Raw genomic sequence first — 15,827 nt, 5'->3', positions numbered from 1 at the left:
GTTAATATGCTGAGGCTGAAATGATTCTGTAAAGATCTTGTATACGCTCTTGGAGGAGTGTTGTATCACCTCTGGTTTCTAAATTGAGTCTCAGGAGATGTTCGGTGTTCGATGCGCGCAAATTGAACCGCCATTCTTTGAATTCAACGCTAACACCATCTGTACGATCCACTAATAGGGCATTTGCTTTATAATGTGAAAGAATTTGTTCTATGACTTTTGTATTGTCTTTTACAGTATAGTTGATTTCTCCACTACATGGGTATGCCTTCATTTGTTCATCTACAAAATTTGACAGGGGGATTCCAGTTTTCGAAATTCGTTCGGATACAAGAAGCCATGGAATCATTCCAGAATCACAATAGGCAAAGTCTCGAAAGTAGTGATGAGCGCTCATCTCACCACCGTAAGCTGCGTTTTCTATTCGCATACGCTCCTTAATAAAGGCGTGTCCCGTCTTGCTCTGCACGGGGATGCCGCCAGCCGCCTCGACCATCGATACCGTATTCCACATTAGACGCGGATCATGGATAATACGCGCGCCTGGATGTTTTTCTAAAATTTGAACGGCTAATAAGCCGACCAGATAATACCCTTCAATGAACCGACCATTTTCATCGAAAAAGAAACAGCGATCAAAATCTCCGTCCCAGGCAATCCCGAAATCAGCCCGATGTTTTTTAACGGCATTAGATGTTGCCGCTCGATTTTCAGGAAGCAGCGGGTTTGGAATGCCGTTTGGAAAGTTTCCATCCGGTTCGTGATGGATGCGTATGAACTCAAAAGGCAGGTGATGGGCAAGCTGATCCACGACCAATCCTGCACACCCGTTGCCAGCGTTGACGACTATTTTAAGTGGTTTCAGGGCAGGGCGGTTAACATATCCCAGCAAATGTTGAATATAATTTTCCTTGCTTTTGTCATTTATCAGCGAGCCCCGTGAAGTATTCTTATTAAACACATTTTTTTCGGCCAATTCCTTTATGATATTAAGGCCACTGTCGCCGCTGATCGGACGGCTATCCTCACGTACCATCTTCATGCCATTGTAATCCATGGGGTTATGGCTGGCGGTGACCATGATGCCACCACCCACATGTCGGTCGGCTGTTTGAAAATAAATCTCTTCAGTTCCACAAAGGCCGATATCGATTACATCGACATTGCTGTCCAGAAGGCCTTCAGAAACAGCTTTTGCCAGTGCAAGACTTTGTAGGCGTATATCATAACCAACAACCACTTGCTTTGGGGGGTGTAATTAAAACTGTTGGGAAAATGTTTATGCTGCTTTATTATCTTCCCAGTATTTATCCCACTCGCCATTCTCCCTAATGATTCTTAATGCGAGCATATGGCTGGCATTTATTTCTTTCCACCATGCACCTGGTATTTTTAAACGATCTTGTATGACATAACGATGCGCACTTTCTATTTCACCAGAACCAATTGGTAAATTGCCAGCTAATGTCTCTTTATATTTAAATTGTCCCGGACGGTTGTTGATATAGCGCAAACAGCAACGAACCGGCGCATCTTTATCTTGTTTTGATTTCGGTTCTTCATGTAACGACAAAGACTTCAATACTTTATTGACAGCTCCTTCTTTCATCCTCTTTTTTTGTTGATCCAGCCAAGCATCCGGATTTTCCGGAAAACACTTTTTAGAAGCTGCTGCCATGTAATCACATAAATGATAAAAATCGATTAAATAATTCCCTTGATTGCCGAATACCCTTTCTACCTGTTCTGCAATCCATGGGGCTCCGTCACCAACACAATGTACTTTTGTTTTACCCCCGAATTCAGCTCTAACAGCACAATCAAATAGATGGTCTCCGGCCATATCTGTCAAACCAAGTGTACCACTAAATATCCGATCAACCTTATCTTTCTGCCGGGCAAAAGCTAAACGCGCTTCTTTCCATCGAACGCTACGAGTCTTTCGTTTGTCTACAGAGGTTCCGTTTTTTTCAACAGTATCCACTATTGGAATCATTGTTCCATCTGTTTCACATATCAAACTTTTTACCCCATCATCTTCGGGTATATCTCTATGCAGGTATTCTATTCTCTTAATAGATTCAGCATGCTTCTCTGTGATCTTTTGCGCTGAACTGACAGAAACACTTATTCCATAATGCTCCATTAGTTTTTTTGATATCTTTTGAAATGATACATCTGCTCCAAAGTCCGTGATGATACGCTGTAAAGGAAGCGAATAACAGCGGCTTGTTACTTCTGCCGTATAAGAAAAAGGTCTATACAACTTCCCTTTATCTAAAAAAGTTCTCTCAAAAACAGATATTTCCCCATAACTTGTATGCCAAGTTATTTTTTTTACCATTCTTTACTAATCCCTTTTTATTTAAGGCTTCAGCTTCCTGTTTTTCTCTGCATACAGCCCAATCGTGCAATACTTCATTTCCCATTTTACGTAATTCTTCAATCACTCTTTTTTCAGCTTCATCGGCTTTTTTCAAATCTCCATCAGCGTTTTCTACGATTTCCAATAATTGTACAATTCTATTTTTTAGATGGGGGTGTTTGTTTAATCTCTTTTTCAAGCTATCATCTTGGCGGTCAGTCATCGGTAGTTCCTCCTTCACAAGTTATTAATTTGGTTACCTAAACTGACCCATACACTAGTCAAATTAAAAAGTCTAGAATTATTTAATGATTACAGCAAGTTATTTTTAAACCGGTTATTCGTATTGTTTCCAATATTATATGTTTTAAGAACCAATTATTTGCCCTACCAACACTTTTAATTACACCCTGCTTTGGGTTAAGATATTGACCGTAGGCCCGGCCGATACGATAGGCTATAGTTTCATTGAATTCCTCAGGAACTTTTCCCCGAATATCGTAGGCCTTAAAACAGGTCAGACTTGTATTTTGAGGTGCTAACATATATGAATCTTTCAAAAATGACCAAAGCTCTTTTATTAGATTGTTTCTCTTGCTGTAATAAAAAGCACAGGATTTTGGAATTTCCAATATCCATAAAAATGCATTTATAACATTATGGGTGGTTTTCTCTTAAATTGTTTCTTTCATTAGGAGAGCCAAGTCGAAGTCAAGTCAGTTTAAGTTATTGTACTGATCTCAACCATTCTTCAAAAACCACTAGACTAAATAAAATTTTGTGATTATCTCTTTTTCCAGTCTTATGTTCAGTAAAAAGTTGATATACTTCTTTAGGTCGTAAGAAGTTAAACATCAACGAATTACTATCTAATAGGAGGTCTTTCATTTTATTGCTTAAAGAACAACGGAACCAATCGTCAACAACATTACTCGCAAAACCACGTTTTTTCCTCCTGATAATTTCCGCTGGGAGAAAATCCTTACACACTTGGCGATGTAACCATTTTCTGCTTCCATTTCTTATTTTGAAACGAGCTGGAAGCCTTTCAGCATATTCAACTATCTCGCGATCTAGGAATGGCACTCTAATTTCAAGACCATGTGCCATAGAAAGCTTGTCTGCATACATAAGCAATTCATCAGGTAGTGAAGATCGTATTTCCAGAAATTGAAATCCGCCGAGTTCGTCAGTATTTTCCATTAATGGTTGCAGATCTTCCCAGCATTCTAATACTCTATCGCCTGAATCGATGGGAATTGTACCTTCTTGAAAGAGTTTATTAATGACTTCTTCAGGCATTATGGAGAAAACACGCTGATATCTTTGCATTCTATCTGGTGTATTTAAAGAATACACGCCTCTTTTAAGTGCCTCATTTCTGAATATAGCTGTAACTGACATCCTTAATGAGTTCCGAAGCCATTCAGGTAAAGCTCTCCAGTATGATCCATAAAAGACTCCTATATGTCGAATATAACCTCCAAAAAGCTCATCAGGGCCTTGACCTACTAATGCAACTTTCACATCCTGACGTGCACGTTCGCATACAAAATACATTGGTACAATTGATGAAGTGGCAATTGGTTCTTCTAAAAGAGTAACGATCTTCTGCAAATGGGTTTCAAATGTTATTCTATCGAGTTCTGTTGATATATGTTGTGCGGAATATATTTTTGCAGTTTTAGACGCATCAGTGAGTTCATCATCTTTAAAGGCTGTTCCATATCCTACTGTATAAGTAGGCCAAGCGTTTCCATTTAGGTTCATTAAACCTAGAAGGAGACCTGAGTCTATTCCTCCACTTAACAAGAGACCGAGAGGTACATCACTTATAAGATGCCTCTTCACAGATCGTTTGTAGATCTCTAATAGCTCTTCTTTTGCTTCCCTGTCGGTTTTTATAGGGGAAAAAGGGATCGGTTTATACTTATACCAACGTTCTAAACGACTTATACCATTTTCAAAGATGATCATGGTACCTGGAGCAAGTTTCATTATTTCTTTGTATATTGTGAAAGGAGAAGGTGTGTAGCGATAGCGTAAAAACAAGTTCAGGGATATAGGATCAACCTCAGGCATTTTACAAGAACCGGCACGAATTGCACGAATCTCTGAGCCAAAATACAGACAGCCCTCTTCAATTTTGTAATAGACGAGTTTGATGCCCATAGCGTCACGAGCGATAATTAGTTTTTTCTTTTTTACGTCCCATAGCGCAAGCCCAAACATGCCATTCATACGATTAAAAACGGCCTCACCCCATTGTTTGTAACCATATATTATAACCTCAGTATCACATCTCGTACGGAATATATGCCCGAAACCTTCAAGCTCCTTCCTCAATTCTATAAAGTTATATATTTCACCATTGAAAACCACCCATACTAACTCTTCGTGATCTGACATAGGTTGATGACCAGATTCTATATCTATAATTGATAGGCGTCTGAAGCCTAATCCAAGAGGACCGGATATATAATATCCTTCGTCATCTGGTCCCCTATGGGATAGTGTTTGTGTCATTTTTTCTATATTTTCTTTGGCAACGGGGGTCTGTTTTTTGAAATTATATTGGCCACAAATACCACACATATATTTTCCCTCAGCGATGAGATATTATCGATCGGTTTGCTTCTCTTGATATAACAAAAAACATAAACTTCTGAATAACTGAGATTGAGCCCAACGATGCATAGGGACATTATCCCATCCAAGAAGAAGTTTACGTGAACGAAATGAGCCATCATTTTTTTGCCAGTTAAGCAAAAGATCTGTCAAGACGTTGGATAATATACCATTTAATTCTTCAAATCTATTTTTTAAAAGTAAGCAAAGATTAATACACTCTGCATAATCATAAAGTTCTTTACGATATACTGTTAGGCGAGGTGCTTTTGAAAATGGTTTAGGCAGGCCTTGTTCATCAAACAAGTTTTTAACATAATACTTCACTCCTCTTTCTATTGCCTGCTTACAGCCTTGGTGTCCTGTAAGCTTTTCGATTTTTGCTAATGCCTTTAATACAAAACAAGTGTGAAAGTGATCAACAAAGTCTCTTATGCCATCTATGGCATAAGACCAAGATCCATTTGGTTGTTGATTTTCTAACACAAAATTTAGATTTTTCTCGGCAACACGCCAATAATTTTCATCTGAAAAAGTGATAGATGCACTTGTTAATAAAAAAGCCCTATAAGCACAAGCATTAATTACACCACCTTGGTCATATGGTGTATATGAGCATGAACACGCATTAGGAGATATTTGAAAATCTTTAATGTCATCAAATGCATGCATTGCTATTGACTGCATAATGTGGAGCCATTTATCATTCTTATCGATCCTGTATACATCAAAGAACGCTTCATATACATAAGGTGTTGTTGTTATAAGTGGTGTGCCTGCAGTGATAGTACCATTCCTTGTTTCCCAGTTGAAAGGATAACCCCAACAGTAGTGCTTATATCCTGTGCATCTTGTATCTTCCAAAACATTAAGAAAATGGAGTGCTTTTTTATAATATTTAGGTTTATTTATAATATTTGAAAGAAAAGTAAACCCCATTGCATAATGCGCATCAGCAATTGGAAACCGTTGTTGCCGCCAAAATAATCGTCGGGCAAATGGGGCAAAAGCCTCACTAAATATCATAGGGGTAACTGCTATTGTTCCTATCCATGGCTTCTTATAGTATAGGGCTTTTGCAGTTCGACATAGAGTGCTTGAAAAATAACTTTGATAGTCATAAGATATTTCACCATATGATTCAAGCCAGTTAATAAATTGATAAATTGATAAATATATTTTTTCAAGAAGTTCATCTTTCATTTGTATTGCTCCAGGAGTTGCATGACCTTACCAACAGGGCGAAACAACTTTAAAATATTATAGAAAAGAGGTAACAACCACTTGCCTCCGCTCTATAATTACTCTATTTTCGGGATGAGATATTATTATGAGAGAAAGGCAAATGGAATTTTATAAAATTGGGGTATCAATATTTTCAAAGTATTTCTTTGCTAATTTTCAAACGATTTACCTAAATGGTTATAAGCTCTAATTAAATTATTTTTTTGCAGATCCCATTGCAGTATTTCTTGGATCCTTTGTTTTGCAATGTCCCCCATCCTCTTTCTCTTTTCATCATCATGCAATAATACAATTATAGCTTCAGCAAAATCCACCTCATTGTTGTTATATACATAGATGGCAGCTTCTCCGGCTGTCACTCTTCCTTCAGTTGTTTCAAACATGACGATCGGTTTGCCAAAGGTCATATAATCCATAATTTTGATCATGGTCGATTTGTCGGTAAACTCATTTCGGAATTCCGGGTTTACGCATAAATCAGCCGTGGTAAGAACTTCGTATAAATCTTTATAAGGGATATAACCAGTAAAAATTACAAATTTGTCTATCAGCAAATCCTTCGATAATTGTATCATTTCATTTCGGTGCGGGCCTGTGCCTACAATTACAAACTTGATATTTTTAATTTTTTTCTTGTAGATAATATATTGCACTGCTCTTAATAAATTATCTATGCCTTCTTGATTATTAATGACACCCAGATAAGCAACCAGATAGTCAAAGCCACTTTTTAATTCGGGGTTAGGATCGGGCTTATCTATTCTTGATAAGTCAGGTCCGTTACGTACGATAAATACTTCATCATCTTTTTTGCTACCTCTGGTTATAGCAATATTTTTATAACTTTCATTAGTTGATATGACTATATCGGATGTTTTAAAAGTTGCTTTCTCCATAAACATTAATATTTTATAAATAATGTTTTTAGCACCGAATTTAGCCACATATGTTTCCGGTGTTATGTCGTGATGGTCAAAGATATATTTAACGCCGAATATCTTAAATATAAGGGCGATGATAAAAATGTGGTCAGGGGGATTAGCGCTGTGAATTATGTGAAACGGTTTTTTAAAATAAAGTTTTATGCTCAAAGTAATTTCCCAGAACAGAGCTGAAATATATTCAAGAAAGAAATCGGCCCTGCCGCTGGCTTCTATCGGCATGGGATGCCGGTAGATATCTACCCCCTCCAGTTGCTCATATTTCTCAGGTGCTGATTTCTTATGTACCGGACAGATAACCGATACATCATATCCGTATTCTTTTGCGGCTAAGGCTTCCGACCAAACCCTGACATCTCTAGGCACAGAATTATTCTCTACGATAAACAATATGTGCTTATTTTTTACCATGCAATGCCCTTATATTTTTTATTTTTCCCTTTGTTTTTAAAGTCTATGTTAACAAGATCATAAATGATCTTACCTTTGGGAACTTTATCTAAAATATTCTTAAATTCTTCATCGTTGTTGACAATAACCAATACTTCAGAGTGTTTGATGATTTCATCGGGGTCGTTGATGATGAATTTAGAAATAAAAGGAATCTTCTCCATGATAAATTTTTTGTTGGCTCCAAATAGTTTGGATAAACGGACATTGCGGTCAAATATACGTATATCGAATCCTTTGCCCAGAAGCACTTCAATAACATCGATGATTGGGCTGTTACGCAGATCGTCCGTCCCAGCTTTAAAACTCAAACCAAGAAAACCGAGTCGCTGTTTTCCAAATCCGATGATTTTCTTAATAGCCATGGCTTTTTGAAGTTCATTGCTGCGATCTATATTCTTTAGGATTGGGCTGTCTATATACAGATCATTAGCGATAGTTGTCAAGGCCTTTAAATCTTTCGGCAGGCATGATCCGCCATAAGCAAAACCAGGTTTTAAATAGTAGGGTGATAAGTTTAGCTTATTGTCCCTACAGAATATTTCCATTACTCGGCGTGAGTCTATCCCAAGGCAGTTGCAGATATTCCCTACTTCATTTGCAAAAGTGATTTTCAGCGCGTGAAAGGCATTATTGACATATTTGATTATTTCGGCGCACTTTATATCTGAAATGATGATTGGAGCAGAAACGTCTTTGTAGATTTCCTCCATTTTGCTAATGGCATAATCATCATTGGATCCGATCAATGTGTATGCCGGATTGTAATAATCATTGATAGCAGAGCCTTCTCGTAAAAATTCAGGGTTAGAAACCACAAAAAAATCTTTTCCTGGGTTCTTTTTAGTCGTGTCTCCAATGATTTCACATACTTTCTCATTTGTTCCGGGAAGAACAGTTGACCGGATGACAATAATATGCTTTTCTTTTTTTTGTGCTATACCTTTGCCAATTTCCACAGCTACTTTAAAAATAGCATTTAAGTCCAGATGCCCATGTTCGGTATTAGGCGTTCCGACAGTGATGAAAGAAACTTCTGAATTTTGTATGGCTGATATGGAATCGTTAGTTGCTGATATATTGCCTGCCTTAAATTGCTGAGCGATCAGCGTATTGAGGCCTTTCTCGATAATTGGTGACTTCCCTTTATTGATATAACGGACTTTTGTTTCATTAGTATCTACGCCGATGATTTGATGGCCGTTTTTTGCCAAACATCCCAGACTGACGCAACCTACATAACCAAGTCCAAAAATGCTGATATTCATAAAATCCTCCGAAAGAAGAAGACTATTTGATTTGTTTGATGAGTAATTAATTATTTACTTGTTGATCTAAATAATATTTGCATAAGCATTATTCTATAATTTCAAGAGATGATTATTTGATCCCGATCGTTTATTAAATGTTGTTTTTTTCAGTTCTTCCATAAATATCATCCATGCGCTCAATATCGTCTTCACGCAGATATCTACCGGATTGTATTTCAATCAGTTCCAATGGTATTTTCCCGGGATTTTCCAGCCTGTGTACAGTGCCCAGTGGAATATATGTAGACTGGTCTTCTTTTAGAATAAATTGATCTTCCCCTCTTGTAACAAGCGCTGTACCCTTAACGACCACCCAGTGTTCGGCACGGTGGAAATGTTTTTGTAGTGATAGTTTAGCTTTTGGTTTAACAGTAATACGTTTTACCTGAAAACAATCCGATTCTTCCACGTTAGTATACGAACCCCAGGGCCGGTATACAGTTTTATGGGTAATTACTTCGGAACGGTTGTCTTTATTCAGAGTCTCAACAACAGACTTGATCTGCTGGACGGAGTTCCGGGGAGATATAAAAACAGCATCTTTAGTTTCTACTATTACATGATTATCAAGCCCTATGGCAGTTACCAATCGACTTGAGGCGTGAATATATGAGTTTCTGACACCCTGTAGACTGATATCACCATACAGTACATTATTATCCTCATCCTTATCTCCCATCTGCCATAACGCTTCCCATGAGCCCAAATCGTTCCAATCCGAATCAAGAGCGATAATAACTCCGCAGGATGTTTTTTCCATTATCGCATAGTCTATGGAATCACTTGGACATGTAGAAAACGAATCAATATCCAGCCGATAGAAATCCAGATCACTTTGTCCTTTTTCCAGTGCAGCCTCGCAGGCATCCATGATAGCAGGCGTAAAAGTTTTAATCTCTTCAAGCAGCTTTGACGCTTTGAACATGAAGATACCGCTGTTCCATAAATATTCTCCCGAAGACAAATACTCTGTTGCAAGAGCAAGATCAGGCTTTTCAATAAACCTGTCTATTTGCCATACTGGCGGTTTATTCGCTGTAAGCTCTAATGGCGAACCTTTATGAATATAGCCGTATCCGGTCTCTGGAGTAACAGGTATTATGCCAAATGTAACAAGTTGATTTCGAGCCGCAAATTCTGTGCCTTCCTGTATTGCTTCTTGAAAGGCTTTCAGGTTACCAATAAAATGATCGGCCGGCAATACCAGCAATATAGCATTGCTGTCATCTTTTATCGCTTTCAAGGCTGAAACCGCCAAGGCAGGCGCAGTATTGCGAGCCACAGGCTCAAGAAGTATAGTGTTTGCGGAAATATCAATTAGCTGAAGCTGCTCAGCTACAATAAAACGGTGTTCTTCATTACATATTACAATCGGTGGTTGTACTAATCCCATCTTAGTTAAACGTAATAATGTTTCCTGAAACAGAGTATTTCCATCACCAAAATTTAGAAATTGCTTTGGATAAAGCTGACGCGATAAAGGCCATAGCCTCGTTCCTGATCCGCCGGCAAGTATTACGGGTATGATCATCGAGTTATTCATCACAAAGTTTTTACCTCTCTTTCTCATAAAAAATCAGATTAATAACGGTGCTTTTGTTAAAGATGAGTTCCGTAATTATCGGCCCAAAAATGTGCCATGTCTTTTGGTAGTGCATGCCAGTATTGCCCTTCATATTTTGATTTAATGTATTCAAGAAAATCCGTGTAGTAATGTAGAGGATATTGATCATAATCAGGTTTTTTATCAAAGTTTATATAGTTAGGATGAGTAATCAGGAGGGCCATGCCTCCTTTTTCCGCAATCCAGTCCAGTTTATTTTTCCATATCTCTATACTTTTCTCCCGCATGAGTATGTACAGCAGAAAATCCTGGGGGAGGGTGTAAGGAAGCTCAACATACTTCAAAGGTCTCAAATGTTGATTGTAATCAGCCGTCACCTGGAATGGAAATATTGTACCCATGCCGTCAGGCTGAGGTTCAAAAGGATCGGTATCAAATGTAGAGGCATCATATTCAATATCCAACTCATGAAGCATTTCAAGATTGTGATACATGCTTGGGCAACGAAAGCCTACTGCATTCCATTCTTTTAAAAAGCGGTTGATTTCCTCAGCCTGTTTCTGAAATACTGCTTTTGACCGAAACGGGTTTTTATCATGATGCAGGCCGTGTATTCCGACTTCAAATCCCCGTTCTGTAAGATATTGGCGTAGTTTAGCTGAAACAGGATAATCTTTTGCAACAAAATTAAAAGATGATCTAAACCCAAAACTTTCATCCACTTCCGCCAGTTTCTTACACTTATCGTGTCCTTTTGCATTTTCTACATCATGTGTCAAGACAAGAGCGAATTTTTTCCCATCAGGCCAACCTGTAAAAGCATCAGGAGGCTTTGCAGCCTTTTCGTCTATAGGCCAGACATCTTTATAATTATGGCGTTTTTTTATTAAAACCTTGCGCCGGATATAAATCTGCAGCCGGCGGGGTAAGAATGATTTTATTATGTAGTAGGATTTATGCATTAGAAGAATCTCTCACAGAGAGCACAGAGTCACAGAGTTTTTATAAGAATTTTTGAGAGGAAAAATTCTTATAAAGCTGACTGCTGCTGTCGCAGAATCGAATAGCGAAGTCTGATACCATATTGTTTGCTCACGAACTCATAAGCTTATCAAGTCATGAACTGTTTTTATCTCTCACAGAGAACACAGAGTCACAGAGTTATTTTTAAAGAATTTTTGAGAGGAAAATTCTTTAAAACCTGACATACTGCTTCGCAGTAAGCTTACTTATCAACTTATGAACTATATGTATTATTTATCTTTGTGATCTCCGCGGGCTCTGTGAGATATTATTTTTGTCTCTCACAGAGTACTCAGAATCGCAGAGAAACGGTTCTATGTGGATGGATAAATAATATCCTATGGAGTTCATAAGCGCATTCTATTTTTTTAAAAGTTCTATAAATTCATTCCTGTCAAGTCCAGCCTGATCCAAAATGGCATGCAGAGTACCCCGTGGTAATGCCTTGCTATCCGGTACTATTACAAGTCTTGTTTTCTCTGAACCTCGCATAACCAATGCGATATGGCTGCCTTTTCCCCTTTTTGGAGCATCCTCAAATCCGGCAGCTCTGAGAGCTTTTATCGCCTGTTTTGAAGAAATAATCGGCAGTTTTGTCACGGAAGCGTTGCCTCCAAGTGAGCCGTAAATTTTTCTTTTGTGGTTAGACTTTCTTCCATATCCTCAATCAGGTTAAGCTCTAATGCATTTTCCAGATATAATTCAACTGCTTCACGCAGATTGCTTACTGCCTGATGAAAAGACTCACCATAACTGGCCACACCCAGTTCGGAGCACTTAGAAACATATCCCTCTGTTTCTTTCCATACTACAGCAGTATATTCAAATACTTTCATAGATCTGATCCTTTCGTGCAAAGTAAGGCTATAAACTGTTTGCGGTTATCGGTTAATAATTTAATGGCTGTTTTGTCTCTCACAGAGAGTCACAGAGTCTTTCTAGAATTTTTTGAGAGGAAAATTTTTAAAAAGACTGACATACTGCTACCGCAACTTATGAACTCATAAACTATTACTATCTTTGTGATCTCTGAGAACTCTGTGAGAGATTATAAATCAAAATGTTCCTGGAGTATCGCAGGAGCATAGAGCATCCAGGCTTGAGACCATCGCATGAAAAAAATAAAGTTTATGGTTTCCGATTTACAGTAGTTAACCCAAGTTCGACAACATTTTTATGAATGTTGGCTCTTACTCAGCTATTCTTTTTGAAATGATTGAAAGAAATTCTGCGGCTCTCACTATTTCTATTCCTTTGTAATACCCCAGTTTTAACGGGAAAAGACTACTCATGAAGATAGTTATCCAGTTCGGATTCATTCATATCAGGGATGTCATACTTTTTTAACAATGAATCTGCAAAACGATAAAAGTTTGCTTGATAGCTTCTATCCTTAACAATTTCCTTTATAAGAGCCATCTTTTTTTCAAAAGCCAATTGATAGACCAAATCTTTTATCTGATCATAATTAATATCAATATCTTTTAATTTTGGCATATTATTTTCCTTCCTTTCTCTTCAACTTTAAACGTTGTTCCCTTATCGTCGATCAACTTGATGTGTGGAAGCAAGGTCTACGGCTATCGGTTATTTAATGGCTATTTTTGTCTCTCACAGAGAGCACAGAGTCACAGAGTTATTTTTTAAGAATTTTTGAGAGGAAAATTCTTTAAAACCTGACATACTGCTCCGCAGGAAGCTTACTTATCATCGTATGTAACTATATGTATTATTTATCTTTGTGATCTCCGCGGGCTCTGTGAGATATTATTTTTGTCTCTCACAGAACACAGAGTCACAGAGTTTTTTTAAGAATTTTTTGAGAGGAAAAAAAATCTTTAAAGACTGACAATCAATGTTGGTCATTGATAATACGGGTTAGCCCGTCTTTTAACAATATTTTGTTAAAGTTTATCAGGAGTCCTAAAGGCTTGTTAGCTAATTTTAAATATGTCAGTAACTGTTTTTTATGTATGTCTTTGATTTGTTCAACTGATTTAAGTTCAACAATTACGATATCATCAACAAGCAGATCAATCCTGAAACCTTGATCTGTGATATCTTGTCCCCTGTATTTTATTGGTATGGGTATCTCAGCTTTCACATTTATGCCCATTTCATTTAACTCAATTAGCATGCATGATTGATAGACGGATTCTAATAATCCAGGGCCAAGTTCTTTATGTACGTTTATTGCTGCTTTAATTATATCTGAAGATATTTTGTTTATGTCCATTATGATTTTTTGTCTCTCACAGAGAACACAGAATCACAGAGTTTTTATAAGAATTTTTGAGAGGAAAAATTTTTATAAAGCTGACTGCTGCTGTCGCAGAATCGAATAGCGAAGTCTGATACCATATTGTTTGCTCACGAACTCATAAGCTTATCAAGTCATGAACTGTTTTTATCTCTCACAGAGAACACAGAGTCACAGAGTTTTTATAAGAATTTTTTGAGAGGAAAAATTCTTAAAATGCTGACATACTGCTATCGCAGGTAAGTTGTCTTATAATTGAATGTTCACCAAATCTCTTTCTGCGTTTGTCTGCGGCTGAATATATTTACTGCAAATTAATCTCTCACAGAGTTCTCAGAGTCACAGAGTTTTTTCAAGAATTTTTAAAACTGATGCTTTGAGTGGAGGAATATGATTTTTGCATATATCATAAATTATTTCATGGTCAATAACAGCATAGTGGTGAGATATAATATCTCTTAATCTGATAATCAAATCCCATTTAATATTCGAATATTTATCAAGAAGAGACCGATCTGATTTTTCGATTTTTTTAACTAATTCTCCAATTACTTGCAGCCTCATGGCAATTGAATCGAGTATAATAACACCATGAGGGGATAAAACAAAATCTTCTGCTTTACTAACCTCAGCGAACCTACATTCGATCAGCAATATGGCTTCAAAAATACTTTCAAAGTTATCTGTTATGAAATTATCAGACATAAATAACTTTATTTTCTATACCTTGAATAAACCGGCTTTTGATATTTTTACTTTTTCTTATTATTTCAATCTTTTTATTAAATTTATTTTCTAGATAAATTATAAGTCCGGCAAGATGTTCAAACTTTGGTTCTTTGAATTCAATTAAAAGATCAATATCGCTGTCTTTACTTGGAGTTCCAAAGGCATATGAACCGAATAAGCCGATTTCAATAACACCATATTCTTTACAAAGAAAGTCCTTTTCAGCTTTTAAACTATTTATTATATTGGTATAAGTAAGTTCTTTTTGCATTATGATATTATTTTAAAATTATTAAATACTATTTTTGTCTCTCACAGAGCACTCAGAGTCACAGAGTTTTTTAAGAATTTTTTGAGAGGAAAAATTCTTAAAATGCTGACATGCTGCTATCGCAGGTAAGTTTTATTTGAACATTAATCAAATCTCTTTATGCGTTTGTCTGCGGCTAAAAATTCTTCAGTTTGAGCGTTTTTTTGAGTGAAGTGTACATAATTGTTGGCTTATGTTTAATAATGTAAATGCAAATATCTGTATCGAGCATATACATTAGAATATCTCTCGTTCCTGAACAGCCGGTTGCTGCCTACCATTTATCATAAAGTCATCTGATAATTTAGTTAGTAGTTCAAATACCTTGACTAAACTTTTTGGACTTTTTTTGAGAATAATCTCATCTCCCCTTCGAAAAATTTGAACCTCCGACGTATCAAATTGAAATTCTTTTGGCAGTCTTACCGCCTGAGAATTTCCGCTTTTAAAAATTTTTGCTGTGTTCATTATTCCTCCGATTTCTTATGTATATGCTATAAGTGTCTGTAAATTATAAGACTTGTTAATTTATAATATTATTTTTGTCTCTCGCAGAGTGCACAGAGTTACAGAGTTTTTATAAGAATTTTTGAGAGGAAAAATGCTTATAAAGCTGACTGCTGCTGTCGCAGAATCGAATAGCGAAGTCTGATACCATATTGTTTGCTCACGAACTCATAAGCTTATCAAGTCATGAACTGTTTTTATCTCTCACAGAGAACACAGAGTCTCAGAGTATTTATTACTGATTCTTTGAGAGGAAGAATCAGTAATACGAATCCGCCCAAGGGGGATCGTAAATTTATAGGTTTAAAAGGAACAAGGTTAAAGGGGCAAGATAAAATCAATAAGTATCAGTTAAAAAATTTCAATTCCATGTCTAACCCGACTTTCGCATAAAAATAATAAGCGTTATTATCTTAAAGGTTTACAAAGTAAGGCACTACAACTAACCCCTAAAGTTTTTTCATGCGATAGTTTTTGTTATTATTAAATTTTTAT

Annotated in this window: 17 protein-coding genes; all 17 read right to left on the bottom strand. The window is 36.9% G+C overall.

Going from position 1 to position 15,827, the window contains the following annotated elements:
• Window position 1: 1 nt before the first annotated feature.
• The gene (locus tag KKC46_07850) at window positions 2–1,240 is read right to left on the bottom strand and encodes a phosphomannomutase (protein ID MBU1053728.1); all 1,239 of its coding nucleotides are present in this window, start codon (window positions 1,238–1,240) and stop codon (window positions 2–4) included.
• 39 nt (window positions 1,241–1,279) lie between these two features.
• Window positions 1,280–2,344 carry a UPF0236 family protein gene (locus KKC46_07845; protein ID MBU1053727.1) on the bottom strand — a complete coding sequence of 355 codons (1,065 nt, stop codon included), beginning with the start codon at window positions 2,342–2,344 and terminating at the stop codon, window positions 1,280–1,282.
• On the bottom strand, window positions 2,292–2,588 hold the full coding sequence (locus tag KKC46_07840; protein ID MBU1053726.1) for a hypothetical protein: 297 nt from the start codon (window positions 2,586–2,588) through the stop codon (window positions 2,292–2,294). The genes KKC46_07845 and KKC46_07840 overlap by 53 nt, the downstream gene beginning before the upstream one ends.
• 82 nt (window positions 2,589–2,670) lie before the next feature.
• Window positions 2,671–2,910 (bottom strand): hypothetical protein, encoded by a 240-nt coding sequence (locus KKC46_07835; protein MBU1053725.1) that lies wholly within the window; start codon window positions 2,908–2,910, stop codon window positions 2,671–2,673.
• A gap of 181 nt (window positions 2,911–3,091) precedes the next feature.
• A complete protein-coding gene (gene asnB / locus KKC46_07830) occupies window positions 3,092–4,960 on the bottom strand; it encodes an asparagine synthase (glutamine-hydrolyzing) (GenBank protein MBU1053724.1) in 1,869 nt (622 codons plus the stop codon).
• A 24-nt stretch (window positions 4,961–4,984) separates the two neighbouring features.
• On the bottom strand, window positions 4,985–6,196 hold the full coding sequence (locus KKC46_07825) for a hypothetical protein (protein MBU1053723.1): 1,212 nt from the start codon (window positions 6,194–6,196) through the stop codon (window positions 4,985–4,987).
• A gap of 191 nt (window positions 6,197–6,387) precedes the next feature.
• Window positions 6,388–7,590, bottom strand: a complete 1,203-nt coding sequence (locus tag KKC46_07820) for a glycosyltransferase family 4 protein (protein ID MBU1053722.1) — start codon at window positions 7,588–7,590, stop codon at window positions 6,388–6,390.
• Window positions 7,584–8,897 carry a UDP-glucose/GDP-mannose dehydrogenase family protein gene (locus tag KKC46_07815; GenBank protein MBU1053721.1) on the bottom strand — a complete coding sequence of 438 codons (1,314 nt, stop codon included), beginning with the start codon at window positions 8,895–8,897 and terminating at the stop codon, window positions 7,584–7,586. Before KKC46_07815 ends, KKC46_07820 begins: the two co-directional genes overlap by 7 nt.
• A 133-nt stretch (window positions 8,898–9,030) precedes the next feature.
• On the bottom strand, window positions 9,031–10,470 hold the full coding sequence (locus tag KKC46_07810; GenBank protein ID MBU1053720.1) for a mannose-1-phosphate guanylyltransferase/mannose-6-phosphate isomerase: 1,440 nt from the start codon (window positions 10,468–10,470) through the stop codon (window positions 9,031–9,033).
• 68 nt (window positions 10,471–10,538) lie between these two features.
• Entirely contained in the window at window positions 10,539–11,465 is a 927-nt protein-coding gene (locus KKC46_07805; protein ID MBU1053719.1) for a hypothetical protein, read from the bottom strand.
• Between the two features lie 421 nt (window positions 11,466–11,886).
• Entirely contained in the window at window positions 11,887–12,126 is a 240-nt protein-coding gene (locus tag KKC46_07800; protein MBU1053718.1) for a type II toxin-antitoxin system HicA family toxin, read from the bottom strand.
• Window positions 12,123–12,362, bottom strand: a complete 240-nt coding sequence (locus KKC46_07795) for a type II toxin-antitoxin system HicB family antitoxin (protein ID MBU1053717.1) — start codon at window positions 12,360–12,362, stop codon at window positions 12,123–12,125. The genes KKC46_07800 and KKC46_07795 overlap by 4 nt, the downstream gene beginning before the upstream one ends.
• A 448-nt stretch (window positions 12,363–12,810) precedes the next feature.
• The gene (locus tag KKC46_07790; protein ID MBU1053716.1) at window positions 12,811–13,023 is read right to left on the bottom strand and encodes a hypothetical protein; all 213 of its coding nucleotides are present in this window, start codon (window positions 13,021–13,023) and stop codon (window positions 12,811–12,813) included.
• A 355-nt stretch (window positions 13,024–13,378) separates the two neighbouring features.
• Window positions 13,379–13,762, bottom strand: a complete 384-nt coding sequence (locus KKC46_07785) for a GxxExxY protein (GenBank protein MBU1053715.1) — start codon at window positions 13,760–13,762, stop codon at window positions 13,379–13,381.
• Window positions 13,763–14,125: 363 nt separating this feature from the next.
• Window positions 14,126–14,491, bottom strand: coding sequence for a DUF86 domain-containing protein (locus KKC46_07780; protein ID MBU1053714.1), 366 nt, complete (start codon window positions 14,489–14,491; stop codon window positions 14,126–14,128).
• A complete protein-coding gene (locus KKC46_07775) occupies window positions 14,484–14,786 on the bottom strand; it encodes a nucleotidyltransferase domain-containing protein (GenBank protein MBU1053713.1) in 303 nt (100 codons plus the stop codon). The genes KKC46_07780 and KKC46_07775 overlap by 8 nt, the downstream gene beginning before the upstream one ends.
• Window positions 14,787–15,062: 276 nt before the next feature.
• Window positions 15,063–15,293, bottom strand: a complete 231-nt coding sequence (locus KKC46_07770; protein ID MBU1053712.1) for an antitoxin — start codon at window positions 15,291–15,293, stop codon at window positions 15,063–15,065.
• Between the last annotated feature and the right edge of the window lie 534 nt (window positions 15,294–15,827).

The sequence above is a fragment of the Pseudomonadota bacterium genome (assembly GCA_018817425.1).
GTDB lineage: Bacteria > Desulfobacterota > Desulfobacteria > Desulfobacterales > RPRI01 > RPRI01.
Note: the sequence above shows the minus strand (reverse complement) of the source record. Positions and strands in the feature narration are given on the sequence as shown.

Excerpts from the sequence above, each read along its gene's own strand:
- KKC46_07845 (MBU1053727.1), bottom strand. The coding sequence starts at position 2,344 with ATGGTAAAAAAAATAACTTGGCATACAAGTTATGGGGAAATATCTGTT.
- KKC46_07840 (MBU1053726.1), bottom strand. The coding sequence starts at position 2,588 with ATGACTGACCGCCAAGATGATAGCTTGAAAAAGAGATTAAACAAACAC.
- KKC46_07835 (MBU1053725.1), bottom strand. The coding sequence starts at position 2,910 with ATGTTAGCACCTCAAAATACAAGTCTGACCTGTTTTAAGGCCTACGAT.
- asnB (MBU1053724.1), bottom strand. The coding sequence starts at position 4,960 with ATGTGTGGTATTTGTGGCCAATATAATTTCAAAAAACAGACCCCCGTT.
- KKC46_07825 (MBU1053723.1), bottom strand. The coding sequence starts at position 6,196 with ATGAAAGATGAACTTCTTGAAAAAATATATTTATCAATTTATCAATTT.
- KKC46_07820 (MBU1053722.1), bottom strand. The coding sequence starts at position 7,590 with ATGGTAAAAAATAAGCACATATTGTTTATCGTAGAGAATAATTCTGTG.
- KKC46_07815 (MBU1053721.1), bottom strand. The coding sequence starts at position 8,897 with ATGAATATCAGCATTTTTGGACTTGGTTATGTAGGTTGCGTCAGTCTG.
- KKC46_07810 (MBU1053720.1), bottom strand. The coding sequence starts at position 10,470 with ATGATCATACCCGTAATACTTGCCGGCGGATCAGGAACGAGGCTATGG.
- KKC46_07805 (MBU1053719.1), bottom strand. The coding sequence starts at position 11,465 with ATGCATAAATCCTACTACATAATAAAATCATTCTTACCCCGCCGGCTG.
- KKC46_07795 (MBU1053717.1), bottom strand. The coding sequence starts at position 12,362 with ATGAAAGTATTTGAATATACTGCTGTAGTATGGAAAGAAACAGAGGGA.
- KKC46_07790 (MBU1053716.1), bottom strand. The coding sequence starts at position 13,023 with ATGCCAAAATTAAAAGATATTGATATTAATTATGATCAGATAAAAGAT.
- KKC46_07785 (MBU1053715.1), bottom strand. The coding sequence starts at position 13,762 with ATGGACATAAACAAAATATCTTCAGATATAATTAAAGCAGCAATAAAC.
- KKC46_07780 (MBU1053714.1), bottom strand. The coding sequence starts at position 14,491 with ATGTCTGATAATTTCATAACAGATAACTTTGAAAGTATTTTTGAAGCC.
- KKC46_07775 (MBU1053713.1), bottom strand. The coding sequence starts at position 14,786 with ATGCAAAAAGAACTTACTTATACCAATATAATAAATAGTTTAAAAGCT.
- KKC46_07770 (MBU1053712.1), bottom strand. The coding sequence starts at position 15,293 with ATGAACACAGCAAAAATTTTTAAAAGCGGAAATTCTCAGGCGGTAAGA.